We start from the raw sequence: 25,627 nt of genomic DNA, 5'->3' as shown, positions 1-25,627 counted from the left end.
CTGTAAAGACGTCTTACGCCTTGCGCGGCTTGCGGGCGGCCTGACGACCGCCGGTGCCGAGGCCCATCTGTTTGGCAAGATTGGAGCGAGCCGCCGCATAGTTAGGGGCGACCATCGGATAATCCTTCGGCAGGTTCCACTTGGCGCGGTATTCTTCGGGGCTCATATTGTACTTGGTGCGCAGGTGACGCTTCAGCGACTTGAACTTGCGACCGTCTTCCAGACAAATGATGTAGTCGTCCGAAATCGACTTTTTGATCGACACGGCAGGGGTCTTGGCTTCTTCGACCTTTGCTTCCGGTTCACCGGTCAGACCGCCCAGCGCCTTGTGCACCGAGTGAATCAGAGCGGGCAATTCAGATGCCGGCACCGAATTATTACCGACATAGGCGGTGACAATATCGACAACCAGATCGGTCAGCTTGTTTTGTTCTTCCATAACCAAGAATCCTTGTTACCTTTCCTTTCCCAAAACAGCAGTTTGCCCGCGAAGTCAACTGAGCTGACATAAAAAATTGAAATAAATGCCGATATGGCGAAGTTTCCAGTGCGTGAAACCCCGGATAATTGTGTTCACAATAGTATAGAGAAACAGACATTACTGCGCCGCAGTGTCTATCCTTGCGTGTAGCCGAAGCGAGGTTGACTCAAGGGAAGGCGCGGGAGCCTCAATGCCGCGGTGCCTGTCCCCGCAGCGGATTGGCACGGGCCGCGACGCCGTCGGGCAGGCGGACCTGATAGGGGCTCCATTCGGGGCGCGGGGTGGGGTAGTCGGTGGAAATATACTGCGCGCCCGACGCCAGCGCCTTTGTGAAGCGGCTGAGATCGTTACTGCGCGCTTCGGTGGTCGAATCGTCAGCACGGGTGCGCACCACAAAGCCCGTCTTCACCGCCGCCTGAATGCGCTCAAACTGTTTCACCGGGTCGTTGAGGGTGAAGTAGGCGGCGTGATCGGCCGCTTCGGACACCGAATTGACGAAGACGGGCAGGCCCTCCAGCGAGGCGTGACCGCGCATATAGACGGCGACCTTTGCCGGACCTTCATCCAGCGCGAAGAAGACCTTACCGCGTGCCGCCTTGAGTGTCGGCCAGCCGCCGGCCATCGCGCCTTCGCGCAGGGTTTTGTGCGGACCGCGCACCTGATCCGGCGTGATCAGGCGCTCCGGCCCGAAGAGCGAGCGGATTTCAGCGTCCAGCGCCTCAAAGGCCTGCGCGTCGTAAGCGAGTGGCGTCACGCCGCCGTCGAGGCTGGGGGCGCCATCCTTGGCATTCATCATGATCAGCAGGGGGACGTGATCAGGGTGAGCGTCGGACCAGTCGCGGATCTGCGTCAGGCACTGCACGAAGGTGTGGCAATGGCTGCGCACATCGGCATCGGGCATGTGCAACACCTTGAAGCCAGGCTTATCCATATCCGTGGCATCATAGGGTTCGCCGCTGAGCTGCGGCAGGCGCGGATGGGCATAGCGCCCGCCGTCCGGATCGTAGAGGAAGTCGATCTCAAGCTGACGCATCCCCAGATCGAGCTGCGTTGCCAGAGGCAGGTGGCCGTAGTCGAGCGCCTTCGCCCCCTGCGCATTGCGCGCGGCGATCAGGGCCAGTTCCTTCGGCGGAATGGCGATCTTGTAGCTATTGTGCGTGCCCACCGCCTGAAGGTCGTTCATATGCAGACCGGCGGTGGCCTTCGGTTCCAGTGACTGCGCACAGGCTATAGCGGGCAGGGCGGTCACGGCCGCGACAAGTGCTGCAACAGGCCACAGGTTGGGGCGACGGGTCATGGGTTCACCTTCTCGGTTGTCAAAAGCCTCTGTAGCGCCCGTACCACGCCCGCATGACAAAATGACGAGAAAACACAAGCGAACGGCGTTAGGTGGGGGGGTGTCATAAAACCGTATTTTTAGTGACAACACGCTTTCACAAATAAAACATACCTGCGCCTCAATCCGCCGCGTCCTCCCCCCTGCGGTGGCTATGGGAGCTATTTCATGTCTGTTTCGCAAAAGACGCTGCTGGCGGGGGTCGCCTGCGGCGTTCTCAGCCTGTCGCTTATCCACGCCGCGCCGGCCCTGGCGCAAACCGAAGAGGCCAACAAGGTGTCGCCTGCGGGCGAGGAGGCGCAAGAGGTCGTCGTGCGCGGCTTCCGCAAGTCGCTGGGTCAGGCCCGCGCCCTGAAGCGCAATTCGGATATCGTCTCCGACGTCATCGTCGCCGAGGATATGGCCAAATTCCCCGATCTGAACCTCGCCGAATCGCTGCAACGCCTGCCGGGCGTCGCCATCAACCGCGAAGGCGGCGAAGGCCGTCGCGTCTCTCTGCGCGGTCTGGGGCCGGACTTCACCCGCGTGCAGTTGAACGGCATGGAAGTGCTGGGCAATGTCGATTCGCCGATGGATTCGCGCGGTCAGACCTCGCGCGATCGCGCCTTCGACTTCAACCTGTTCGCCTCTGACCTGTTCAACAAGGTCGATGTGAAGAAGTCCTTCTCGGCCGAGCAGGACGAAGGCGGCATGGCCGGGACGGTCGGCCTTTATACGGCCAAACCGTTCGACTACAAGCCGGGCCTGAAGGGTGCCTTCTCGCTGCAAGGCGGCACCAACTCCAACACCGAAGACTTCCAGAAGCGCGGCGCGGCCATGCTGTCGTACAATCACGACGGCAAATTCGGCGCTCTGATCTCGGTCGCCTATGGTGAGCGTCAGACGCAGGAGCAGGGCTACAACACCTACGGTGCGGGCAACCAGAAGGCGCTGGCCGCCAATGTCAGCAAGCTGAGCGCCGCTGATCAGGCGCTGGCTACCGCCGGCCTGCTGGTCTTCCAGCGCGGGAACCGCCTGTCGGTGTGGGGTTCGGACCAGACGCGCCTTGGCATCACCACGGCCCTGCAATGGCGTCCGGTGGAAAACCTGACCCTAACGCTCGATGCGCTGCACGGGGAGTTCACCAACAAGCGTGACGAGCTGCACCTGGCCACGCGCGCCAGCGTTGGTTCGACCGTCCTCGGCACGGCCATGACCCATTCGGGCATCCCGGCTTCGACGCAAAAGGCCCCCAGCCTGAATTCAATCCAGTACGATCAGTACTACAGCGTCCTCTATGCCGACGTCGATAATACGGTCTTCGCCACCGAAACCCGCCGTCAGAAGGCCGAAAACACCTTTGACCAAATGGTTCTCACCGCCGACTGGCAGGTGTCGGACACGCTGAATATCAACGGTCATGTGGGCAAGGAAAAGTCCACCTACGACCTGCCCTATTCGGACAAGTTCTATATGGAAGCCTTTGGCGGCCTGATCACCGACTATACGCAGGACCCGTATTACGGCCGTAATACCTATAAGTGGGACACGACCGATCCGAACAACTACCGCGCCCACGAAATCGACTTTTTCAGCAGCTATCAGACGACCGAGCTGGAAAATGCCGAAATCAACGCCGCCTATGCCTATAGCGACAACCTGACCTTCAAGGCCGGTCTGTCCTATCGCAGCTTCGCCAATTCGGGCCGTCAGTACACCAATGACGACGTCCTGAAGTCGGAGTGGGAAAACGGCACCTGGGGCACGCGCCCGGACGACAAGGTCAACAGCTATTACAAGCTGTTCACCGGTCACAAAGACCAGTCGTGGGTCATCGCCGACTTTGACAAGGCCCTCAACTATTACGGTGTGACGCGCACGGTAAACTGGGTGCGTAATGCCGACTACAGCGTCACTGAAGACACCAATGCCGCCTATGCTCAGGTCGATTTCAAGAGCGCGCTGTTTGGCAAACCGGTACGTGGTAACGCGGGTCTGCGTGGCTATGAGACTGAACTGACCACCAGCGGCTTCCTGAGCGTAAAGGGTGTGACTACCCCGGTGAGTGTGACCAGCAGCTACTCAGGTACCTTGCCGGCGGTTAATGCGGTTATGGAACTGAGTGAGAACATTCAGATCCGTGCTGCCGCCGCCCAGAACCTTAACCGTCCGCCGCTGACGGCCTATGCCATGAACGGCACGGTGAGTAACGATACGACGACAAATACCATCACCGTCTCTACGGGGAATCCTAACCTGCAACCCTACACGTCGGATGAGTTCGATCTTGGCATTGAATGGTACTTCGGTCGCGTAGGCATGATTACCGGCGGTGTTTTCCACAAGGACATCGACAATCTGGTCGTCTCGGAAAAGAAAACCAATGTGCCCTATTCCTCAACGGGGCTTCCCACCGATCTCGTCGCCGGTGTCACCGGGTCCAGCAATGTCGCTGAATACACGCGTCCGATCAATCTGAACAATGCCAAGCTGACCGGTTTGGAAATCAGTGCTCAGACGGACTTCGTTTTCCTGCCTGCCCCGTTCAACAATCTGGGTATGGTCGCCAACGTCACGTTCATTGACTCAGATGTGAACGACACCGGCGTGCCTCTGACCGGTATGTCGGACGTCAACCACAACCTGACCATCTACTATGAAACCGCCAAGTGGGGCGCACGTATCTCCGAGAACTTCCGTTCGGACTATCCGATCGACAGCGGCGGCTTTGCCTCGACCACCTATGTGGACGCGGCCGCCTTCTGGCAGGTGACGCCCAGCCTGCGCCTGACGCTGGACGGTATCAACCTGACCGACGAGAAGGAAATCCAGTACAACAGCTTCTGGCCGGGCGGTAACGCCGCGCGCGGGGCCAAGCGTCTGTGGAACACCACGACGTCGGGCCGCACGGTGTTTGTCGGTCTGAACTGGCAGTTCTGATCCGGCTTTCGGCTCTGAATGAAAAACCCCGGAGCGAAGGCTCCGGGGTTTTTTGTGCCTTTTCACGCCGCCGTTTCGCTGAGCGTATCCGCCCCCAGAATGTCCCCCAAGCGCTGCGGACGCCCCAGCAGATACCCCTGAAGCTGATCCACTCCCAGCGTGCGCAACAGGTCGCGCTGTTCATGGCTTTCCACCCCTTCGGCGACGATGGTCAGGCCAAAGGCGCGGGCGATCAGTATGGTGCTTTCGATGATCACGCGGCTCTGACCGCTCAGGTCGGCGACAAAGGACTGATCGATCTTGATGCCGCTGACATTGAGGTGACGCAGGCGCGACAGCGACGAATAGCCCGTGCCGAAATCGTCGATATGGATGTGCACGCCCAGCGCCTTGAGGTGTTTGATGGTGTGGCTGACCTGCTCGATATGGCCGTCGTCAAAGACGCTTTCGGTCACTTCGATCTCCAGACAGGCCGGCGAAAGGCCCGTGCGCGACAGGATCGACACCAGATGCAGGGCAAAGGTATCGAGCGTCAGTTGCTTGACCGAGACATTGACCGCCACCTTGGCCGCGATCCCCTGACGGCGCCACTGGACGGCGTCGGCGCAGGCGCGTTCCAGCACCCAGTTGCCCAGCGCCACAATACGGTCGGTATCTTCGGCCAGTCGGATGAACTCGTCCGGGCGGATGGTACCCAGCTCCGGGTGGTCCCAGCGGCACAGGGCCTCATAGGACATAAGCGCGCCGGTGCGGGCGCAGACGATCGGCTGATAGGCAACGTACAAGGCGTCGCTGCCGATGGCTGCGCTGAGGGCGCGGCTGAGGTTGAAGCGGCGGCGCAGGCTTTCGGCAAAGGTCTCGTCAAAGGCCAGCGTCCGCCCGCGGCCGCTGCGCTTGACCTCGGTGGTGGCCAGATCGGCGGCGTGGACGATGTCCGAAAAGGTCTTGTCATGATCGGGATGGCAGGCCCAGCCGATACTGACGCCCAGCTTGAGATCGGTGCCTTCGATGTTCAGCGGGATATCGACGGCGCGCGATACGGCCTCTGACACCTCATCGACCAGCGCATTGACGTCGCCTGTGACCGGGCAGGCCAGAACGAACTCATCGCCACCCCAGCGGGCTAGTTTGGCCTGCGGCGGGGCCACGGACTCGATCTGCTGGGCGATGGCGGTCAGCACCTTGTCCCCGGCCTCGTGGCTCAGGGCGTCATTGACCTGCTTGAAGCGGTCGAGATCGAGGAAGAAGACGACGGTGCGGGTGTGTGGCTCGGCCTCGATCCACTTCTGGTGCCAGTCGAACAGGCCGTATCGGTTGAACAGGCCGGTCAGCTTATCGGTATGGGCCAGCCGCGCCAGCCGCTCGGTGCGTTCGCTGACCTTGGCCTCCAGCACCTGATTGACCTCGCTGAGCTGTTTGATCAGGCTGAGATTGCGGTCTTCGAGGGTGAGATTGCGCACCAGCAGACGATGATTGCCACGCAGCGTGACCAGCATGACGCCTAAAAAGATCAGGCCCAGAAGGCCCAGGGTGCGATGCGTGTCGTCGTGGGTCAGGAGAGTCAGGGAGGCGGGCAGCAGCAGCAGGCCAATATAGACACTGCCGGCGCGCGCAAAGCTTGAGGTAACGCCCGTGGCCCCGCCCGCCAGCGCCGACAGGATGATCAGGACGGCGTACTGCGCTTCGACAGACGCGGTTTCAGGGTGTTTGGCAAACAGATAGACGGCCAGAGCCGACCACAGGCTGCCGGAGACCAGCAGGCCCGCCGCATAGCTGGCCTTCCAGAACTGATAATCGCTTTTGCGCCGCCAGTTGCGCTTGTCCTGATGAAAGCGCGCCCACGAGCCGCCGCGGATCAGAATGACCGTCACGTGAACCACCACCCAGCCAGACAGCAGAGGATTTTTGGCTATGTCCAGCAAAAAGCTGGTGCCGATTACGCAGGCCAGATTGACCAGCAGCATCGGTCCAAGCGTGCGATAGGCCTGACGCAACAGGTGCGGGTGATATGAAACAGGATGAAACAGGGTCGGCATAGGCAATCGGAAAGTAATTTACTTTGCCCATTGATAACATTGTCATGTTAACGAACCGAGAAGATACCAGTACCTCTTCCGTTAAAACCTACGACCCGGCCTTGATCGCCATGCTGAGGATCAGGATACCGATGGCGACGATCTGGGTACGCACGCGCCACTCCATCGCCTTGTTGAGCTTGGCGCCCGCTTCCTTGCCGTTCTGGGCAAAGGCGAACATGCCCATGATAAAGGTCGCCAGCACGACCAGCAGCGACAGTCCGATAGCGATATTGACGATGATATCCATAGCGTGACCTTTCGGGCGTACGGTAAAAGAGGCCCGGAAGGGGGACCGGACCTCTTTGCACACGAACCTTTATTTCGGCAAAACGACCTTGTCGATCACGTGGATGACACCATTCTTCTGATAGAGGTCGGTGGTGGTGACGGTGGCGACGCCGCCCGATTCATCGGTCAGCAGCACCTTGCCGCCGGATAGCGAGGCGACCAGCGTATCGCCGCTGACGGTGGTGATGGTGTACTTACCGTTATGGGCGTTGATGGCGGCGATCAGGTCGGCGGCCTTCACCTTACCGGCGACGACGTGATAGGTCAGGACCTTGGTCAGCTTCGACTTGTTTTCCGGCTTCAGCAACGTCGGCACCGTGCCCTGCGGCAGGGCGTCGAAAGCGGTATTGGTCGGAGCAAACACGGTGAAGGGACCGGGACCAGACAGGGTGCCGACCAGATCGGCGGCTTTCACGGCAGCGACCAGCGTGCTGAAGTTCGGGTTACCGGCGGCGGTTTCAACGATGGTGGTGGTGGGCTTTTTGGCGTAATCGCCAGCCACAGCGGCAGCCGGCAGGGTCAGGCTGGTGGCCAGCAGGGCAATGGTGAGCTTATGCAATAGATTGCGCTTAATCATGGGTTTAGTCTCCGTCTGTTGGGGGATGCCGAACGTGGCGATAAACTCGAACTCAGAAGCGCTTCTATCTATTTATACGGCGGGTAGTGACGTTTAGATTAGACAGCGCTATGGCTGACGTATCATCGGTTTGGCCCCCAAAGCGCGGGCAAGGCGCGACAGGGCGGGACGCACGGGCAGGAAGGCGCGATAGGCGCGCTCAAGACACCACGCCACACCGGGCAGGCGGGCCAGACGCGCCAGCCAGCGCCAGCCGGGGACCTGCGACCAGATGGCGATGAAGGCCTGTGCCCCGGACAACAGCGTGCCATCGGGCTGACGCACGTGCAGGCGTTTCAGCGCCGCCTCACGCGGCAGGTCGGGCTCAGGCGTCACCGCGTGGTCGGCCACATCGACAAAGCGCAGGGCCTCGCCCGCGCGCGCCGAATAGTAGCGGATTTCGGTGGAACAAAGAGCGCAGGAGCCGTCGAAATAGACAGTCAGGCCCTCGCGGCAGACCGTGCCGCAGGCGGCGATTTCGGGGCTGGGTGTGTCGGAGTCGTCGGTTGTCTGGGTCATGTGCGTTATACGCACGAGCGCGCTATTTAGACGGGTTTACCGCACCTGGATATAGACCGGGCTGCCATAGACCCACAGGTCCGGCCACGGGTTTTCGCCGAGCGGATCGGGCAGGGGCTCCGCCTCATCGGTCGCCGTGCCGCGCAGGCGCAGATAGGCGTCTGTGGTGGCGGTAAAAGACCAGTTGAAGGTGATGATTTCGCCATCGCGCGTCCAGTCGGCGGGGGTAAAGGTCTTCACTACGCGGGTCGTGGGGTTGCGTTCGGCCACCTGTCCGGTCACTTCACCCATGATCAGGTCCACGCGCTTCAGTTCCGGGCGATCGCCGTGGGCGTTCGGCCCGGCGGGGTCGCGCAGACGCACCGACACCTGCACCGTCTCACCCTTTTTGACCGTGGCCGTGTCGCCCAGATGGGCACCCGCGACGTCCATATCCAGTTCGCTGACCAGATCGCCGGTGGCCACGAAGACGCGCCCCTTGCGCAGGCCATCGAGAATGTCCGCCGGGTCCTTGCGCGCCTTGACCCAGGTCTTGGCGTACTGACCGGGCCAGAAGTCTTCGCCGCCGTCCGCGACATTGCGGTGCGAGTCCGAGGTGGCGGTGACCACGAAGTGGCGACCTTCGCCCAGCAGCGCGTCCCACACGCCGCCAAGGCGCGCCGTCATGGCGTCAAACCCGCCATAGGTCGGCGACTGCTCGTAATAGCCGCGCTTGCGCAGGGTGTCGGGCGTCGCCCCGCTCTTGAGACTGGCGCCCTGATGGCCCGGCGCGCCTTCCATGCCGACGGCCACGTCGGGCGCAGTGTCTATCCAGTTGCGCAGGGATTGCGGCGTATGGCGGCCATAGCCGTCCGGTGATTTCGCGCCGCGCGACGGGTGGTTGGCGATGACGAGCGGCTGGGGGTTCAACCCCTGCATCTCGCTCAGCGCCGCGATCATGCGCGCCGGGTCGTCACGCGCAGGGTCTTTCGTTTCGTTCGCCGCATAGGTGCTTTCGAGATGACGCAGCGTGTCGGCCTCGCGCGGGTCGATGGCCATGATCAGGCTCGAATGGTCGCCGCCCGGCGTATCGAGTTCCATACCGAAGAACTGGATCAGGTCCGGCACCGCCTGACGTGCTTGCAGAAACTCCGGATAGGCCTGTTCGTAGCGCAGTTTCGACAGGCCTTCGCCACCGTGGTCGATCAGCACGACCCAGCTCAGGCCGTACTGGCGGGCGTGGCGCGCATTGTCGGGCAGGGTGTAGATGCCGTCCTTGCCCAGCACATAGGTGCCGTCTTCGGCGCGCTTGCCGGAAAAGCGGCTGTGGACATGGTGATCCCCGGCCAGCCAGGAGCGCGCTTCTTCGGCGTGGACATTGCCGGCGAGAGCCACCAGTGCAGTGAAGGCAAGACAGGACAGACGCATGAAAAAAGCTCCCGGAAACGGGAGCTTCTTACCGTTCGAGTGTGACGGTTTTGCTGCGTTGGGGGTATCAGGCGCGCTTGTCGTTCTCGAATTCCTTGCGCAGGTCGTAAAGCGTTTCGGCGATGTGCGCGTGCATCAGCTCGGACGCTTCTTCGCCCTTGCCGCGCATCCACAGGTCCAGAAGCGTGGAGTGTTCCTGATGCGCGCGGTCGTCGCGGCCGGCGGGTTCCAGATGTTTGGACACGTAGCGTTCGGCGATGATGTTCAGCCGCTCGATGATCTGCAGGGTGACCTGACGGCCCAGCGGGCGCACCAGCGACAGGTGGAAGGCACGGTTGAGCTTGCCCACCTCGCTCTTGTTGTCCTCGGCGGCGGCGCGGTCCAGCGCGTCCAGCGCGTCGCGCGCGGCCTTGTGGTCGGCGGGCGTGGCCAGGGCGGCGGCGCGCGCCACGGCTTCCGGCTCGATCTTCAGGCGCAGGGCATAGACCTCTTCGGCCTCAGAGGCGGTCATCGGGCGGACAAAGAAGCCGCGATTGGCCTGAGAGGTGAGGAGGCCTTCCTGCTCCAGCCGCACCAGCGCTTCACGCAGAGGAATCTTGCTGACCCCCAGCTCTGCCGCCAGAGCGTCCTGACGGATGGCGACCTCGACGGGCAGGGAGCCGGAAATGATCCGATCCCGGACGAGGGTAAAGATCTGTTCAGAGAGGGTTTGGACGACCAGCGCCATGCGAGACTCTTGTTTGGGTTTATATGGTATACGCTTTTTGTAACACTGTGGTGCTAACGCTAACAAGTCAATAACTGTAACCTGATTCTGCGAAAATCTGATAGCGACGGCCGAAGAGGCTGACGCCTCCGGCCATTGAATCACACACCCTTTGTCACAAACGCCCGCAGCGGACAACGGCTGTGCGTCGCCCGCTGCGTTTCTTTTGACGCTGAAGCCGTGTTATACGACCTGAAAACCGTCCCAGAACTGATCTTCGCGATCGATCCAGATGGTGTTGAACCCGGTCGAAATCGCTGAGCCTTCGATAGACGGGATGATGGCGGGCTGACCATTGAGATCGACCTCTTTCGTCACCACGCCGGTAAAGCGGCTACAGATATAGCTCTGGTGGATGAAAGGTTCGCCTACCTTCAGGCGGCCCGTGGCGTGCAGGTGCGCCAGCCGCGCCGAGGTGCCGGTGCCGCAGGGCGAGCGGTCGATGGCGCGTTCGCTGTAAAAGACGGCGTTGCGACCGTGGGCGGGCGTCGTTTCCCCCTCCGCGTTTTTGGGGGCGTCGGCCCACAGGACGTGGCTGACTCCGCGAATGGTCGGGTCGAGCGGGTGCACAGGCTCATAGACTTCGCGCACCAAGGTGCGGATGGTGCGGCTCAGCTCGATGATCCGCGCGGCCCCCAGAGCGTCGAGGCCGGTATAGGGGCCGTCCTTGGTGGGCTCGATAATCGCGTAATAGTTGCCGCCGTAAGAGACATCGAGCGTGATCGCGCCGAAGTCCGGCACCTCTATTTCAATGCCGGTCCTGGCCAGATAGGCCGGGACATTGGTGATCTTGACCGCCGTCACCTTGGGGCCGTCGGTTTTATAGTCGATGTCGATAAGCCCGGCGGGCACTTCGAGCTTCAGCCTGCCCGGCGTGCGCGGCGTGATCAGGCCGTTTTCCAGCGCGAAGGTCACCATGCCGATGGTGCCGTGGCCGCACATGGGCAGGCAGCCGGAGGTTTCGATAAACAGGATACCGGCGTCGGTGTCTTCGCGCGTCGGTGGGTAGAGGAAACCGCCCGACATCATATCGTGACCGCGCGGCTCGTAGCACAGGCCGGTCCGGATCCAGTCGAAGCGGGTCAGGAAGTCCTGCCGCCGCTCGGACATGTTCGATCCGCGCAGCAGCGGCGCGCCGCCCGCCACCAGACGCACCGGATTACCGGCGGTGTGACCATCAATGCAGAAGAAGGTGTGACGCATAGGGGGCCTCATAAAAAAGTCTCCCGATAAATCGGGATACTTTTTCATGTAAATCAATAAGGACGTGCCGAAACTCGGGGCGGCCCGTCGTTTCGGCGCGGATTTTTATACCTCCCCGCTGTGCGGGGAGGTGGACCAGACCGCGTAGCGGTCTGGGGGCGCTTACGCCGCCTTGTTGATGCTCAGCGACGGGCGCGAGGCGGCGGCCTCTTCGACCATTTTGATGATCTGGGCGCGGCGCTCACCGATGAGCGGCATACGCGGCATACGCACGCGCTCGGAGCCGCGGCCCATGACCTGCTCGGCCAGCTTGATCGACTGAACCAGATCGTGCTCGGCATCGAGGTGCAGCAGCGGCAGGAACCAGCGGTAGATTTCCAGCGCCGTCTTGGTGTCACCGGCTTCCAGCGCCTTGACCAGCATGACGGATTCGTGCGGGAAGGCCGAGGTCAGGCCCGACACCCAGCCCTGCGCGCCCAGCAGCAGGCCTTCATAGGCCACGTCGTCCAGACCCGCGAAGATCGAATAGCGGCTGCCAAAGGCATTATAAACGTCGGTGAAGCGGCGCGTATCGGCGGCCGATTCCTTGATCGCCACGATGTTCTTCACCGGACGCAGCGCGTCGAGCGCATCATTGCCGATATTGACGCGGTAGGCGGTCGGATTGTTGTACAGCATGATCGGCAGGCCGGTGGCATTGGCCACCTGCGTGAAGTGCTCAACCAGTTCATTCGTCTTTGGCACATAAACCATGGCTGGCAGCAGCATCAGGCCGTTGGCACCGATTGTTTCGGCATCGCGCGCAAAGGCGACGGCGCGCGGCGTGGTCAGTTCGGAGGTGCCGACGACGACCGGGACGCGGCCGTTGACGACTTCGACGATAGCGGACAGCAGCATCCGCTTTTCGTCAGGCTCCAGCGAATTGTTCTCGCCGCAGGTGCCGAGCGCGATGATGCCGGTCACGCCGTCCTTGATCAGATCATCGATTACGCGCTGGCTTTCGGGCACGTCAATGGATAGGTCTTCTTTGAATTGAGTGGTGACCGCCGGGAATACGCCGCGCCAATCGACTTTCATTGTTTACTCCAACTGCTTGCGTAAGAATATATACCGTATACAATATGCAATGATGCGGCGCAAGAAGGAACGTGCATTTGTCTAAGGTTATCATTGTCGGGGGCGGAATCGTCGGTCTGTCCATCGCCCTGGAACTCCAGAAACGCCGCGGCGATGTGATTTTGCTGGACCCGGAATCCCCCCGGAAAGGCGCATCATACGGCAATGCGGGCCATATTGCTATCGAACAGGTGGAGCCGCTGGCCTCATGGGACCTGATTCGCAGCGCGTGGCGGCGCTGGTTTGCGCGCGGCGGGGCCTTATCCTTTCCGCCGTCAGGGGTTTCGGCGTGGCTGCCCTTCGGGTTGCGACTGATGGCCGCAGCCGAACCGGCGCGCTTTGCGCACGGCAAGACGGCCTTGTCTGGCCTGATGCGTGAGGCCATGCCCGCCTGGCGGCGGCTGGTGCAGTCGCTGGGGGCACCGGATTTGATCCGCGAAGACGGTCACTATGTCGTCTGGGAGAACGAGGCGTCGGCAAAGGCCAGTCTGGCGGCATGGCGTGACAGCGACACGGGAAGCGCGCATTTCCACGTCCTGACGCCGGAAGAGCGGGCGGCGGTGTCGGCCCTGACGCCGCGGCCTCTGTCTGGCGGTATCCGTTTTGAGAATACGGGTCAGGTCGCCGACAATGCGCGCCTGCTGGCGCAGATGGAGGCGGCTTTTCTCATGGCGGGCGGTCAGGTCGTGAGGCAAAAGGCGGTGGGGCTGAGCCTGCGCGACGGCCATGCGCAGGTCGAATGCGATGACGGCCTGATGCGTGCGGCGGAATCGGTGATCGTCTGCGCCGGGGCGCGCTCAAAGCCTTTGATGCAGGGGATCGGCCACGCCGTGCCACTGATCGCCGAGCGCGGCTATCATATCCAGAGTGCCCGGCACGGCTGGCCCGCAGGGATGCCGCCCGTGGTGTTCGAGGACCGTTCGATGATCGTGACGGGCTTTGAGGGCGGCTTGCGCGCCGCCAGCTTTGTCGAACTGAACCAGCCCGATGCGCCGCCGGACGCGCGCAAATGGCAGAGGCTGCGGCAGCACGTCAGCGAGCTGGGCCTGCCGATGGACGGGGAGGTGGCGCAATGGATGGGCATACGCCCGACCCTGCCGGACTATCTGCCGGCCATCGGGCGCAGCGACAAGGCGCAGAATCTCTACTATGCCTTCGGGCATCAGCATCTGGGCCTGACATTGGGGCCCGTCACCGGCGAGATCGTCGCCGACATGGTCGAAAGCGGCGTGGGGCCGCAGGCCTTTGATATCAAGCGTTTCGGATAAGAGGTATGTCTATGAGCATTGGCGGTTCCACCATCGAGGCCGAACTGGCGAAGCTGAGCCCGCCGCAGGCCGCGGCGGCCATTGGCGACTATGAATATCAGGCGCGTCTGGACAAGGCGCGGCGGTTGACGCGCGATCTGGGGGCGAAGGCGCTGCTGGTCGGGGCCGGGGCGTCTTTGCGCTATTTTGCCGGGCTGCCGTGGGGCGCGTCGGAGCGTCTGGTGGCCATGCTGCTGCCGGTCGAAGGCGAGCCGCTGATCATCTGCCCCTATTTCGAGCGCGGGTCGCTGGAGGCCGATCTGAAGATCCCGGCGGAACTGCGCCTGTGGCAGGAGGACGAGAGCCCGCACGCCCTGATCCACGCCGCCATGCAGGACCTGGGCGGCGGTGTGCTGGCCGTCGATCCGGCGATCAGCTTCGAAATGGTCAGCCGCCTGATGCGCGAAACCGGCCTTGAGGTGCGCGAGGCCTCGGCGGTGATCAATGGCTGCCGCATGTACAAGTCCGAGGCGGAACTGGCCCTGATGCAGCAGGCCAAGTCGATGACCGAAACCGTGCACCGGGCCACGGCGCGCATCCTGAAAGAGGGCATCACCACTACCGAGGTGATCAACTTTATCGAGGCCGCACACCGTAAGATGGGGGCGGCGGGCAACAGCTTCGTCATCGTGCAGTTCGGCCATGCCACCGCTTATCCGCACGGCCTGCCGGGCGTGCAAACCTTGCGGGAAAACGACCTCGTACTGATCGACACGGGCTGCTACGTGCAAGGCTATACGTCCGACATCACCCGCACCTATGTCTATGGGCAGGCGACGGCGGAACAGCAGCGCATCTGGGACATCGAAAAGGAGGCGCAGGCCGCTGCCTTTGCCGCTGTCGAGGTGGGCAAGCCGTGCGAAAGCGTCGATTACGCGGCGCGCGCTATTCTGGAAAAGCACGGGCTGGGGCCGGACTATCAGTTGCCCGGCACGCCGCACCGCACAGGCCACGGCATTGGCCTGAGCATCCACGAACCGGCCTATCTGGTGCGTGGCGACAAGACGCCGCTGGCGCCGGGCATGTGCTTTTCCAACGAGCCGATGATCGTGGTGCCGGAACGCTTCGGTATCCGTCTGGAAGATCATATGTACGTCACGGTATCCGGGGCGAAATGGTTTACCGAACCGCAACCGGCCATCGACCGGTTGTGAGGCGGGTACTAACGGTGTATATACGAAGTCACTACTTCGGAAGGGGCAGCCATGTCCAAAGACGCCATATTCACCCTGAAGATCGAGCCTGAGCTGCGCGAGGCCTTCATGGCCGAAGCGGCCGCCACCCACCGTCCGGCCTCACAAATCGTGCGTGAGTTCATGCGCGACTATGTGGAACGGCAAAGGAAAGATCGTGAATACGAGGCGTGGTTCCGAGCCGAGGTCGAGGCCGGTCTTCGCGAGGCCAATGACCCAGATGCGGTTTGGGTGACCCACGAAGAGGTGAAAGCCAATATGAACCGGCAGCGTCAGGATTTTCTGGCGCGCCTTAAGGCATCCGGTGAATGAGGCGCATTGTCTGGTCGCTGATTGCTGAAAAGAAGCGGGCAGCCGCCCTCGAATACATTGCTGCGGATAGCGTCAAAGCCGCCCTGGGCCAGCTTGCTGAAATCGACAGGCAAGTCGATCTGCTGATTGATCAGCCGCACATGGGTCGGCCCGGCCGTATCCAGGGGACACGGGAACTGGTCATACGGCATACGCCCTTCATTGTTGTCTATCGTGTTGCGGCTGAACGGGTGCAAATTTTGCGCTTTCTGCATGGTGCCGAAAATCGCTGAACAAGAGTTGCCATATTGTATACCGTATAATAGCTTGACCAAAAGCTACGAATAAGGGCAGATCATGGTCAGCAAGGTGGGGGCGCGCCGCGTCCTGTGTGCGGTATCGGTTTCGTGTCTGGCGCTGCTGGCGGCGACCGGCGGGCAGGCTCAGACGGCGGCGGAGCTTAAGGCCATAGCCGATGCCCCGCCCCCCGATGTCACCGGTCGTGCCGAGTGGGAACAGCCCGAAGTCATGGCGGTCAATCGCCTGCCCATGAAGGCGACCTTCTTCAACTATGAGAGCGTGGAAAAGGCCGTGGCCGGTCAGATGGCGGCTTCGGCCAACTATCTGTCGCTCGACGGCACCTGGAAATTCACCCTGTCCAAGACGCCGGAAACCCGCCCGGTGGATTTCTACAAGCCGGACTTCGATGTCTCCGGCTGGGGCACCGTGCAGGTGCCCGGCATCCTTCAGGCGCAAGGCTATGGCGTGCCGCTGTTCAGCGGGGCCGGCTATCCGTTCGGGGCCAAGCAGCCCTATGTGCGTCACGAGGTGAACGAGGTCGGGTCCTATCGCCGCGATTTTGAGTTGCCGAACTGGAGCGGCAAGGACGTCTTCCTGCATATCGGGGCGGCGGGCGCGGCCTATTATATCTGGGTCAACGGGCAGAAGGTCGGCTATTCCGAAGACTCCAAACTGCCGTCGGAATTCGACCTGACGCCCTATGTCCGGGCGGGTAAAAACACCATCAGTATCGAGCTATATCGCTATGCCGATGGCTCCTACCTTGAGGATCAGGACTTCTGGCGGCTGTCGGGCATCGAGCGCTCGGTCTATATCTACGCCGAACCCAAAACGCGGCTGGGCGACTATACGGTCACGGCTCTGCTCGACAAGACCTATACGGACGGCGTCTTCGCGCTGGAGGCCGAACTGAAAGGCGTCAAGGGGTCGGGGACGATCAAAAACGTCAGACAATGGTCGGCAGAGACGCCGAACCTCTACCGCATGGTTATCGAATACCGTGATGCCAAAGGCGCGCTGGTTTCGGCCACCTCGAAAAAGATCGGCTTCCGCACCATCGAAATCCGCAATGGCGAGGTGCAGGTCAATGGCAAGCGCGTCATGATCAAGGGCGTCAACCGCCACGAGCACGACCCCTATACCTTCCGCGTCGTGTCGCCCGAAACGACGCGCAGGGACATGGAACTGATGAAGCAGGCGCACGTCAATGCGCTGCGCCTGTCGCACTATCCCAACGATCCGCACGTCTATGATCTGGCCGACGAATACGGCCTCTATGTGATGGATGAGGCCAATATCGAGAGCCATACCTATATGGCCATGATCCGCGACATCGATCAGCGCTACAAGGTGCAACTGGGCTATAAGCCGCACTGGTACGCGGCGCACCTCGACCGCGTGTCGCGCATGGTCGAACGCGACAAGAACGTCACCTCGGTCGTCTTCTGGTCTCTGGGCAACGAAGCGGGCATCGGTCCGGCTTTTGAGCGCGCCGCCGCATGGGTGCGGGCGCACGACAAGACGCGCCTGCTCAACTTTCTGGGCTATGGCACGATTGGCGAGGAGCACCGCCCCAATGCCTATGTCGATATCTACGCCCCCATGTACGACAGCGCCGTCAAGATGGCCGACTATGCGCAGGACAACCGCTATAGCCAGCCGATGATCCAGTGCGAATACGCCCACGCCATGGGCAACAGTCTGGGCAATCTGGAAGACTATTGGGAGACGATCCGCGCCTATAAGAAGCTGCAAGGCGGCTTTATCTGGGACTGGGTCGATCAGGCGGTGATCCGCAAGGACGACAAGGGTCACGACTACTGGGCGCAGGGCTTCGACTTCCCCAAGGGTGAGTGGGAAGACGACTCGACCATCGGCGACGGCGTGGTGCAGGCCGACCGCACGCCGGACCCGGAATATTACGAGCTTCAGAAGGTCTATTCGCCGGTGGTGTTCGAAGGCGATCCCAGATCGGGGGCGCTGACGGTCGTCAACCGCAACGACCTGATCGACCTGTCCGGTTATGCCTTTGGCTGGAAACTCGAAAAGGACGGGGTGACGGTGAAGACCGGGGTGCTGAACGGCGTCAATGCCCCGGCGGCAGGCCGCGCGGCGGTGCCGCTTGATCTCGGTGCCGTCAGCTATGACCCGGCGGCCGAATATGTGCTGACCGTCTCGGCCGTGGCCGCCGATGACCGTATGCCGGGCGTGCCGAAAGGCAGTTCGATGGGCTGGACGCAGTTTGTCCTTCAGACAGCGCGCCCGGCGGCCCTGACCGCCAGCGGGCCGGTGAAAGTCACCCGGACGGCGGCAACCGTCGAACTAAGCGCCGGGACGTCGCGCCTGACCCTCGATGCCAAGACCGGCCTGCTGACCGCCTATGCCGTCAACGGGCAGGTGCTGCTGAGCGGCGGCACGCCCTATTTCTGGCGCGGGCCGACCGATAACGACATCGGCACCGGCGTGGTGACCAGCCACGCCATCTGGAAGACCCTTAGCGAAAAGCGCACGCTGGAAGCGCTGGAGGTGTCGGAGGCAGGTGAAGTCAGGGTCGGCTGGCGCGTCGGGGCGGGATCGGTGCGCTTTACCACCACCTGGCACCTCTATGGCGACGGCACGCTGGATGTGAAGGCCGACTATGTGCCGCTGCGTGACGACCTGCCCGATCCGCTGCGCGTCGGTCTGAAGTTCGCGACCAACCCCGCTCTGACCGATCTTCAGTGGTACGGGCGCGGGCCGCAGGAATCCTATGCCGATCGCAAGACCGGGGCGGCCATCGGGCTCTATCAGGGCAAAGTGGCCGATCAGTACCACAACTACACCCGGCCGCAGGAGTCGGGCAACAAGACCGATGTACGCTGGATGGCCCTGACCACGGCGACGGGGCAGGGGGTGCGCGTCACCGGTCATCAGCCATTGTCGGCCAATGCCCTGGCCTTCCCGGTTGAGGACCTCTATCAGCAGCCGGTGGGGCAGCGCCATTCGTCGGACATCACGCCGCATGGCGACGGTACGCTGATGATCGACGCGCTTCAGACGGGGGTGGGCGGCGATACGGGGTGGAATACGGTCGGACGTCCGCACGTCAAATACCGCATCCCCAATGCGCCGCTGAGCTATGGCTTCATACTCAGTCCCGTGAGTCACTAGTATCGTGAATTTGAAGTTCGCCCGGCTTTCGATATCAAAATGAAGCGAACTTCAAATTCAAAAACGATACTAGATACAATAAGTTGTTAGTGTCCTGTTGGATCTGAAATTCGCCAGAGGACGATATCAAGCGCATGCGAATTTCAGACTCAGGACACTAGAGCGAAATGACTTTAGGTGGAAACGCCATTTCGCTCTAAATTTTTGTTTTGTCGCGATGTTTTTGCGGAAAACCTCACACTTTTGGCTTCGCCGAACTCCGTTTCCGCACATCGCTCTAGGCCTGAGAGCGTTGGGCGGACAATTGCCGAGCAACCGCTTATGTGCCTTCGGTTTCAGCGGCATGGCCCCCCTCGTTAAAAGTTAAGATCAAACGACGGAGAGAGTTGACTTGTACGTATATCGTATACAACATACAATTTATGGGACTAAATTCAACACAAGGGCCTGTTATGATGATGCGTTTTGTTCGGGTTTCAACCCTTCTCGCCCTCGGTCTACTGACCGGCGCGTCCGTCTTGCCCATCGCGGCGGCGGCTCAGGTGCCGGCAACCCCGCCCGCCTATCAGGCAACACAGTCGGCTGATGCCAATATCAAGGCCCTTTATGAGGCGGAATGGACCTGGCGTCAGGCGGAGTTTGGTCGCTCCGGGCTGGGGCGCGGCATGGGTGGGGCCAAGCTGCCGTCGGTGACGCCGGAAACCTATGCCCGCCGTCTGGCCTACTGGGACAGGGCACTGGCGGCGTACAGCCAAATTCCGCTGGATAAGCTGTCGCACGAGGAGCGCATCAATGCCGAGGTGTGGTTCGCCTCGGTGTCGGCTCAGGCCGACAATATCCGTTTCAAAACCTACGAAGCGCCGTTCAATTCCGACACCTTCTTCTGGACGCTCAACGCGCGTCAGGGCTTCCGCACGCTCGAAGACTATAACAACTACCTCGCCCGCCTGCGCGATATTCCGCGCTATTTCGGCGAGCAGACGGCCAATATGAAGGCCGGTCTTAAGCGCGGCTACACCGTCCCTTACGTCTCGACCATCGGACGCGACAAGACGATGGAGCCTTACACCAGGACGGATGAGAGCAATCCGCTGTATGACGCCTTCCGTGACATGCCGGAAACCATCCCGGCAGGGGAGCAGGCCCGCCTGAAGGCCGAGGCGATGACGGTCATCCGCAGCGTTGCGGTTCCGGAATACAGCAAGCTCCTGACCTTCTTTCGCACCGAGTATCAGTCCAGGGCGCGCCGCGACTTCGCCGCCTGGTCGCTGCCCGATGGCAAGGCCTTCTATCAGTCGCGCATCCGTGAGTTCGTCACGTTGGATATGACGCCGGAAGAGATCCATCAACTGGGTCTGAAGGAGGTTGCCCGTATCCGCGCCGATATGGAAAAGACCATGCGGGACTCCGGCTTCACCGGCACCTTCCCGGAATTCCTCGTCTTTATGCGCACCGATCCGCAATTCTACGCCAAGACGCCACGTGAACTTCTGTCCTATTCGGCCTATGTATCGAAAAAAGCCGACGGCAAGCTAAAGGATTTCTTTGCCGTCCTGCCACGCTATCGTCACGCCATCCTGCCGGTGCCGGACGCCGTGGCCCCTATCTATACGTCGGGGCGTGGCGGGCTCGATTCATGCCTGATGAACACCTATGACCTGCCGTCGCGCCCGCTGTACAACCTGCCGGCCCTGACCCTGCACGAATGCACGCCCGGCCACTCCTATCAGGCCGCCGCTGCCCTCGAAGCCCCGCCGCGCCCGGATTTCCGCCGCTCGACCGGCTTTTCCGGCTATGGCGAAGGCTGGGGCCTGTACACCGAATGGCTTGGCACCAAGATGGGTATCTATGAGACCCCCTACGAAGAGTTCGGTCGCCAGACCTTTGAGATGTGGCGCGCCGCGCGTCTGGTCATCGACACCGGCCTGCACACGCAGGGCTGGAGCCGTCAGCAGGCTATTGACTATCTGAAAGCCAATACCGCGCTGGCACAGCTCGATATCGAAAACGAGGTGGACCGCTACATCGCCTGGCCGGGTCAGGCCCTGGCCTACAAGATCGGTGAACTGAAGATGCGGGAGATGCGGGCTTTGGCGGAAAAGGAACTGGGCGCGGACTTCGATCAGCGCACCTTCCACGACACCATCCTCAACATGGGTTCGGTGCCGCTGACGACGTTCGAGCGCGAAATGCGCGCCTATATCGCGGCGGAAAAGACGCGTGTGGCGGCCAAGACGGCCTCTGGCAAATAAGATACGGAGCGGGGACGATGAGAAACGGGGTAACGGCGATTCTGGCCGCCACCATGCTGTTCGCCCAGCCGGTGTGGGGTCTTCCGGCTCTGGCCGCGCCTGCGGTGGCCGACTATGAAAAGGCCATCGGCCTGCGCGAGGCGTGGTCGGGTCTGACGCGCGATATTGCGGAGCCTGCGCAGTGGATTGAGGGAACGCAAACCTTCGTCTATCGCAAGTCGGTCGAAGGCGGTTTTCAGTTCATGCTGATGGACGCCGCGACGGGGCAGAAGCGCGTGGCTTTCGATCACGAGCGTCTGGCGGCGGCCTTTAACACTGCGGCCGGCACACATTTTACCGGCCTGACCCTGCCGTTTACGCCACCCTTTTCGATGACGCAGTTCAGCGACGGCGGCCAAAAGGTCGCGATCCGCTGGGATGAGGCGATGTGGTCTTGCGACCTCGCGACCTATGTGTGTCAAAAATCCGTGGACCGGCGGCAGGATCGCGGCTTTTCGGGCGTGGTACGCGACCTCAAATCGCCCGCCGACAATACGCCAAAGCCGTCGCCGGATGGTCAGTGGCTGGCCTTTGTCGAGGATTTCAACCTTGTGATCCGCCGCAAAGCCGGGGGCGAGGTTATTCGCCTGTCCACCGATGGCTCCGAAGGCCTGTTCTACGATCCGGAGTCGATCCAGTGGTCGCCGGATTCGCAAAAGATCGTGGCGTTACGCGTACAGCCGGGCTTCCGTCGCGAAGTGGTACGGGTGATCTCTTCGCCCCCCGATCAGGTGCAGCCCAAGGTCGATGTGCAGCTTTACCCGAAGCCCGGTGACGCCATCGACATCGACCGTCCTGTGCTGTTCGACGTGGCAACGCGCCGCCGGATAGAGATTCCCACCGATCTCTTTCCCAACCCGATGGCGACGGACGCTCTGAGCTGGCGCAAGGACAGCCGCGGGGTGCGCTTCGCCTACGATCAGCGCGGCCATCAGCTCTATCGTCTGATTGAGGCCGATGCCGCAACGGGCCAGACGCGGGTCGTGGCCGAGGACCGCTCGGACACCTTCATCAATACCTACAGCCGCCGCTACAGCTACGATGTCGGGGGCGAAGGGCGCGAACTGATCTGGATGTCCGAACGCGACGGCTGGAACCACCTCTATCTGTACGACGCCACGACCGGTAAGGTGAAAACGCAGATCACCAAAGGCGAATATGTGGTGCGTAAGGTGCTGAAGGTCGATGACAAGGCGCGCCAGATCTATTTCGCCGCCAACGGCATGCGTAAGGGCGAAGACCCGTACTTCCAGCACTATTACCGCGTGGATTTCGACGGTAGGAATCTGACGCCGTTGACCACGGCCCCGGCTTATCACGATGTCAGCTTCTCGTCGGACATGCGGTACTATACCGACACCTGGTCGCGGGTGGACCTGCCCAATGTGATGGAACTGCGCCGGGTAGCGGACCGCAGCCTAGTGGCTACGGTCGAGAGCGGTGACATTTCGCGCCTGACGGCGGCCGGATTCAAACCGCCAGAAGTGTTTACGGCCAAAGGTCGCGACGGCAAAACCGATATCTGGGGCGTCATCGTGCGCCCGACCGATTTCGATCCGAACACAAAATACCCGGTCATTGAAAACATCTATGCCGGGCCGCATTCGTCCTTTGTGCCCAACACCTTCTGGCCCTTCGGCCCGCACTCCAGCGGTGACAAGGTGATCGGTATGCAGTCTCTGGCCAATATGGGCTTTATCGTCGTGCAGATCGACGGCATGGGCACGCAGAACCGTTCCAAGGCCTTCCATGATGTGGCGTGGAAGAACCTTCAGGACGCAGGCTTCCCTGATCGCATCGCCTGGCATAAGGCGGTGGCCGCCAAATACGGGTTTTACGACATCAGCCGCGTCGGCATCTATGGCGGCTCGGCGGGCGGGCAGAACACGCTGAGCGCCCTTGAGGAATATCCTGACTTCTATAAGGCCGGCGTGGCCTATGCCGGCTGTTTCGACAACCGCATGGACAAGATCGGCTGGAACGAGGCGTGGATGGGCTGGCCCGTCGATGACAACTATGCCCGTGCTTCGGGGGTTGATAATGCCCATAAGCTGAAGGGCGAGGTTCTGCTGGTCGTCGGTGAGCTGGATATGAATGTTGATCCGGCCTCGACGCTTCAGGTGGTCAATGCCCTGATCAAGTCGCGCAAGGATTTCGACCTGATCGTGGTGCCGAACGAAGGCCACGGCGCCTTGCGCAACACAGGCGACGTCAATTACGGCCTGCGCCGTCAGTACGACTTCTTCATCCGCCACCTGCGCGGCGAAGCGACGCCGCAGTGGAATGCGCGCCCTGACACCCTGCCGAAACCAAAGTGACAAGATGACTGATACCGTAAGCCTGACCCTCGACGACGCCCGTGCGCTTAGCCTGCGCACCCTGACCGGCAATGGCTTTTCCGAGGCCCATGCCGAGGCGATCACCGCCACCATTCTGGCCGGGCAGCGCGATGAATGTCACTCGCACGGGCTTTACCGCCTGCTGGTCTGCGTGGCAACACGGCGGGCGGGCAAGGTGTCAAACGCTGAACCGCTGATCAGCGACGCGGCACCGGGTCTGGTGCGGGCCGATGCGCAGGGGGCCTATTCGCTGCTGGCTCTGGCGCGCGGTTTGCCGCTTCTGGCGCAAAAGGCGCGCACGCAGGGCATAGCTGCGCTGGCCATCACTCATTGCTACCACTTTTCGGCCCTGTGGCCGGAGGTCGAAGCCATCGCCGCCGAAGGTCTGGTGGGGCTGGCCATGACGCCCAGCCATGCGTGGGTCGCGCCGCATGGCGGCACCAAGGGCGTGTTCGGCACCAATCCGCTGGCCTTTGCCTGGCCGCGTCCGCAGGGCGAGCCGTTCGTGTTTGACTTCGCCACCAGTGCCGCGGCGCGCGGTGAGATCGAACTGCACCGCCGGGCGGGCAAGCCCATCCCGGAAGGCTGGGCGCTCGATAGCGACGGCAGGCCCACGACCGACGCCGAGGCGGCTATGTCCGGGGCCATGCTGACCTTTGGCGGGCATAAGGGCTCGGCCCTGTCGGCGATGATCGAGCTGATGGCCGGGCCGCTGATCGGGGACTTCCTCAGTCTGGAATCCTACGCCTACGATGCGGGACAGGGGGCCACGCCCTATCACGGTGAACTTCTGCTGGCCATCGACCCGGAGACCTTTATGGACGGGTCTTACGCCCACCATGCGGGCCGCGCCGAAGCCCTGTTTGACGCTATAGTGGGGCAGGGGGCGCGCCTGCCGTCGCAGCGCCGCTATGAGGCGCGCGCGCGCACCGCAGCCACGGGAACGGTGACGATCCCGGCTAGACTTTATCAGGATATTCTGGCCCTTACGGCTTAGGTTTATCTTCGAGCGCCTTTTGCAACTGGCGCTTTAGTCTGCGACGCATGGCGGCGTCCAGCGGACCGTAAAGGCCCTTGTCGCGCGGGGTGAGGTGCGCCACCGGGTCGCCATTCTCACCAAACACATAGTGGGCGAACAGGTTACGCCACACACCGCGTTCGTGCTCAGGCAGGTCACGGATGGCCAGCAGGGCGTGCAAAAAGGCGTCGGATGGCGCGGCGTCGGGCGCAACCGCCGCATCCCACCAGTAGTTGACCAGCACATTGAACGGCGACAGCGAGCGCACCTGATGCCACCAGCCGTGGGGGATATAGAGGGCATCCCCGGCCTCAAGCTCGATATCGACGCGCACGGCCTGCGCCTCGGCATAGCGCGGGTAGCGGCTGAGGTCCGGGCGGTCGATATCGACCATGTTCACCGGCACGCCGCCGATGGTGCGCTCATAGGGGCCGGGATAGAGGTTGGCTAACTGCGCCGGCGGGAACAGGCTGAAGCGCCGCCGCCCGGCCACAACACAGGCGATATTGTCGTTCAGATCGTAATGGGTGCGCGTCACCACGGCATTGCCGATCCAGATGCGCGGGGCGACATCGGGCAGCAGGTCAAGGCGGTTCTCGGCACCAAAGCCCGGCATTTGCGACGCGATGGGCGTCGATTGCAGGCTGATGGCCAGCGGGTCCGCCTTGTCGCGTTCGCCCAGCAACCGTTGCAGCACCTCGGCCACCGTCGCCGGACCGTGGCTGAAATTGGTGACGTGGGTGTCAAAGCCGTAGAAAAAGGTCCCCCTGGCCTGTGGCGGCGCGACATAGACCCCGGTGGGGGCCCCGCTGTCTTGATTGAGCAGATAGTCGGCCAGCGCCTCATCCGACGTCAGGCCGCAATGAACGGCAGGCCAGTCCGCCACGACGCCTTTCAGGACGGCGGGATGACGCGCCGGGCGGATAAGCTGTTCAAACGTGGCGCGATCCGCGCGGTTATAAACGGGCAGGGGAGGGAGGTGATCAGACATCAGATTTCCTGCGACGCG

Annotated in this window: 20 protein-coding genes; 9 read left to right on the top strand and 11 right to left on the bottom strand. The window is 61.9% G+C overall.

All coding sequences use genetic code 11. The annotated features are described in order from the left end of the window. Positions 1-13: 13 nt before the first annotated feature. Together ACK8OE_RS13005 and ACK8OE_RS13000 are read right to left on the bottom strand one after the other, a co-directional pair. Entirely contained in the window at positions 14-439 is a 426-nt protein-coding gene (locus tag ACK8OE_RS13005) for a MucR family transcriptional regulator (RefSeq protein ID WP_013480837.1), read from the bottom strand. A gap of 229 nt (positions 440-668) precedes the next feature. Next, complete coding sequence (locus tag ACK8OE_RS13000; RefSeq protein ID WP_410272863.1) at positions 669-1,778, bottom strand: phosphatidylinositol-specific phospholipase C1-like protein; 1,110 nt, start codon at positions 1,776-1,778, stop codon at positions 669-671. A gap of 207 nt (positions 1,779-1,985) precedes the next feature. On the opposite strand from ACK8OE_RS13000, the gene ACK8OE_RS12995 reads away from it, so the two are divergent. Continuing rightward, positions 1,986-4,736 carry a TonB-dependent receptor gene (locus ACK8OE_RS12995; protein ID WP_410272862.1) on the top strand — a complete coding sequence of 917 codons (2,751 nt, stop codon included), beginning with the start codon at positions 1,986-1,988 and terminating at the stop codon, positions 4,734-4,736. A 62-nt stretch (positions 4,737-4,798) separates the two neighbouring features. On the opposite strand, the gene ACK8OE_RS12990 is transcribed toward ACK8OE_RS12995, so the two are convergent. From ACK8OE_RS12990 to ACK8OE_RS12955, 8 genes are all read right to left on the bottom strand, one after another. Next, complete coding sequence (locus ACK8OE_RS12990) at positions 4,799-6,772, bottom strand: putative bifunctional diguanylate cyclase/phosphodiesterase (protein ID WP_410272861.1); 1,974 nt, start codon at positions 6,770-6,772, stop codon at positions 4,799-4,801. Positions 6,773-6,860: 88 nt separating this feature from the next. Next, on the bottom strand, positions 6,861-7,061 hold the full coding sequence (locus ACK8OE_RS12985; protein WP_126423138.1) for an HIG1 domain-containing protein: 201 nt from the start codon (positions 7,059-7,061) through the stop codon (positions 6,861-6,863). A 69-nt stretch (positions 7,062-7,130) separates the two neighbouring features. Further along, entirely contained in the window at positions 7,131-7,679 is a 549-nt protein-coding gene (locus ACK8OE_RS12980) for a fasciclin domain-containing protein (protein WP_410272860.1), read from the bottom strand. A gap of 108 nt (positions 7,680-7,787) precedes the next feature. After that, a complete protein-coding gene (locus ACK8OE_RS12975) occupies positions 7,788-8,237 on the bottom strand; it encodes a thiol-disulfide oxidoreductase DCC family protein (protein ID WP_410272859.1) in 450 nt (149 codons plus the stop codon). A 36-nt stretch (positions 8,238-8,273) separates the two neighbouring features. Continuing rightward, complete coding sequence (locus ACK8OE_RS12970; RefSeq protein ID WP_410272858.1) at positions 8,274-9,644, bottom strand: phosphoesterase; 1,371 nt, start codon at positions 9,642-9,644, stop codon at positions 8,274-8,276. A 67-nt stretch (positions 9,645-9,711) separates the two neighbouring features. Continuing rightward, positions 9,712-10,371 carry a GntR family transcriptional regulator gene (locus tag ACK8OE_RS12965; protein ID WP_126423131.1) on the bottom strand — a complete coding sequence of 220 codons (660 nt, stop codon included), beginning with the start codon at positions 10,369-10,371 and terminating at the stop codon, positions 9,712-9,714. Positions 10,372-10,593: 222 nt separating this feature from the next. Further along, positions 10,594-11,613, bottom strand: coding sequence for a 4-hydroxyproline epimerase (locus ACK8OE_RS12960; RefSeq protein ID WP_410272917.1), 1,020 nt, complete (start codon positions 11,611-11,613; stop codon positions 10,594-10,596). 162 nt (positions 11,614-11,775) lie between these two features. Next, the gene (locus tag ACK8OE_RS12955; RefSeq protein WP_410272857.1) at positions 11,776-12,690 is read right to left on the bottom strand and encodes a dihydrodipicolinate synthase family protein; all 915 of its coding nucleotides are present in this window, start codon (positions 12,688-12,690) and stop codon (positions 11,776-11,778) included. Positions 12,691-12,767: 77 nt separating this feature from the next. Here ACK8OE_RS12955 and ACK8OE_RS12950 point away from each other — a divergent pair, with 77 nt between their 5' ends. The 8 genes from ACK8OE_RS12950 to ACK8OE_RS12915 all read left to right on the top strand — a co-directional run bounded on the left by ACK8OE_RS12950 (position 12,768) and on the right by ACK8OE_RS12915 (position 24,597). Then, positions 12,768-13,997, top strand: a complete 1,230-nt coding sequence (locus ACK8OE_RS12950) for an NAD(P)/FAD-dependent oxidoreductase (protein WP_410272856.1) — start codon at positions 12,768-12,770, stop codon at positions 13,995-13,997. Between the two features lie 5 nt (positions 13,998-14,002). Beyond that, entirely contained in the window at positions 14,003-15,190 is a 1,188-nt protein-coding gene (locus tag ACK8OE_RS12945) for a M24 family metallopeptidase (RefSeq protein WP_410272855.1), read from the top strand. 51 nt (positions 15,191-15,241) lie between these two features. After that, on the top strand, positions 15,242-15,541 hold the full coding sequence (locus ACK8OE_RS12940) for a CopG family ribbon-helix-helix protein (RefSeq protein ID WP_410272854.1): 300 nt from the start codon (positions 15,242-15,244) through the stop codon (positions 15,539-15,541). Beyond that, positions 15,538-15,813 carry a type II toxin-antitoxin system RelE/ParE family toxin gene (locus ACK8OE_RS12935; protein ID WP_290799618.1) on the top strand — a complete coding sequence of 92 codons (276 nt, stop codon included), beginning with the start codon at positions 15,538-15,540 and terminating at the stop codon, positions 15,811-15,813. Before ACK8OE_RS12940 ends, ACK8OE_RS12935 begins: the two co-directional genes overlap by 4 nt. A gap of 64 nt (positions 15,814-15,877) precedes the next feature. Further along, positions 15,878-18,970: a glycoside hydrolase family 2 TIM barrel-domain containing protein gene (locus ACK8OE_RS12930; protein ID WP_410272853.1), complete on the top strand. Its 3,093-nt coding sequence runs from the start codon at positions 15,878-15,880 to the stop codon at positions 18,968-18,970. Between the two features lie 452 nt (positions 18,971-19,422). Beyond that, entirely contained in the window at positions 19,423-21,222 is a 1,800-nt protein-coding gene (locus tag ACK8OE_RS12925) for a DUF885 domain-containing protein (RefSeq protein ID WP_410272852.1), read from the top strand. Positions 21,223-21,239: 17 nt separating this feature from the next. Next, positions 21,240-23,579, top strand: coding sequence for a DPP IV N-terminal domain-containing protein (locus ACK8OE_RS12920; protein WP_410272851.1), 2,340 nt, complete (start codon positions 21,240-21,242; stop codon positions 23,577-23,579). A 4-nt stretch (positions 23,580-23,583) separates the two neighbouring features. Then, positions 23,584-24,597 (top strand): Ldh family oxidoreductase, encoded by a 1,014-nt coding sequence (locus tag ACK8OE_RS12915; RefSeq protein ID WP_410272850.1) that lies wholly within the window; start codon positions 23,584-23,586, stop codon positions 24,595-24,597. Here ACK8OE_RS12915 and ACK8OE_RS12910 read toward each other — a convergent pair. Then, positions 24,587-25,609: a cupin-like domain-containing protein gene (locus tag ACK8OE_RS12910; RefSeq protein WP_410272849.1), complete on the bottom strand. Its 1,023-nt coding sequence runs from the start codon at positions 25,607-25,609 to the stop codon at positions 24,587-24,589. The genes ACK8OE_RS12915 and ACK8OE_RS12910 overlap by 11 nt on opposite strands. Positions 25,610-25,627: the final 18 nt, after the last annotated feature.

It is taken from the genome of Asticcacaulis sp. W401b (assembly GCF_046503825.1).
GTDB lineage: Bacteria > Pseudomonadota > Alphaproteobacteria > Caulobacterales > Caulobacteraceae > Asticcacaulis.
The sequence above is the reverse complement of the archived record's forward strand: the minus strand, read 5'-3'. Positions and strand labels throughout refer to the sequence as shown.

Bases quoted from the DNA above. Each gene is read 5' to 3' on its own strand.
- ACK8OE_RS12945 (WP_410272855.1), top strand. From the start codon at position 14,003: ATGTCTATGAGCATTGGCGGTTCCACCATCGAGGCCGAACTGGCGAAG.
- ACK8OE_RS12915 (WP_410272850.1), top strand. From the start codon at position 23,584: ATGACTGATACCGTAAGCCTGACCCTCGACGACGCCCGTGCGCTTAGC.
- ACK8OE_RS12955 (WP_410272857.1), bottom strand. From the start codon at position 12,690: ATGAAAGTCGATTGGCGCGGCGTATTCCCGGCGGTCACCACTCAATTC.
- ACK8OE_RS12910 (WP_410272849.1), bottom strand. From the start codon at position 25,609: ATGTCTGATCACCTCCCTCCCCTGCCCGTTTATAACCGCGCGGATCGC.
- ACK8OE_RS12985 (WP_126423138.1), bottom strand. From the start codon at position 7,061: ATGGATATCATCGTCAATATCGCTATCGGACTGTCGCTGCTGGTCGTG.
- ACK8OE_RS12980 (WP_410272860.1), bottom strand. From the start codon at position 7,679: ATGATTAAGCGCAATCTATTGCATAAGCTCACCATTGCCCTGCTGGCC.
- ACK8OE_RS12995 (WP_410272862.1), top strand. From the start codon at position 1,986: ATGTCTGTTTCGCAAAAGACGCTGCTGGCGGGGGTCGCCTGCGGCGTT.
- ACK8OE_RS12925 (WP_410272852.1), top strand. From the start codon at position 19,423: ATGATGATGCGTTTTGTTCGGGTTTCAACCCTTCTCGCCCTCGGTCTA.
- ACK8OE_RS12930 (WP_410272853.1), top strand. From the start codon at position 15,878: ATGGTCAGCAAGGTGGGGGCGCGCCGCGTCCTGTGTGCGGTATCGGTT.
- ACK8OE_RS12960 (WP_410272917.1), bottom strand. From the start codon at position 11,613: ATGCGTCACACCTTCTTCTGCATTGATGGTCACACCGCCGGTAATCCG.
- ACK8OE_RS12975 (WP_410272859.1), bottom strand. From the start codon at position 8,237: ATGACCCAGACAACCGACGACTCCGACACACCCAGCCCCGAAATCGCC.
- ACK8OE_RS12970 (WP_410272858.1), bottom strand. From the start codon at position 9,644: ATGCGTCTGTCCTGTCTTGCCTTCACTGCACTGGTGGCTCTCGCCGGC.
- ACK8OE_RS13000 (WP_410272863.1), bottom strand. From the start codon at position 1,778: ATGACCCGTCGCCCCAACCTGTGGCCTGTTGCAGCACTTGTCGCGGCC.
- ACK8OE_RS13005 (WP_013480837.1), bottom strand. From the start codon at position 439: ATGGAAGAACAAAACAAGCTGACCGATCTGGTTGTCGATATTGTCACC.
- ACK8OE_RS12920 (WP_410272851.1), top strand. From the start codon at position 21,240: ATGAGAAACGGGGTAACGGCGATTCTGGCCGCCACCATGCTGTTCGCC.
- ACK8OE_RS12935 (WP_290799618.1), top strand. From the start codon at position 15,538: ATGAGGCGCATTGTCTGGTCGCTGATTGCTGAAAAGAAGCGGGCAGCC.
- ACK8OE_RS12940 (WP_410272854.1), top strand. From the start codon at position 15,242: ATGTCCAAAGACGCCATATTCACCCTGAAGATCGAGCCTGAGCTGCGC.
- ACK8OE_RS12965 (WP_126423131.1), bottom strand. From the start codon at position 10,371: ATGGCGCTGGTCGTCCAAACCCTCTCTGAACAGATCTTTACCCTCGTC.
- ACK8OE_RS12990 (WP_410272861.1), bottom strand. From the start codon at position 6,772: ATGCCGACCCTGTTTCATCCTGTTTCATATCACCCGCACCTGTTGCGT.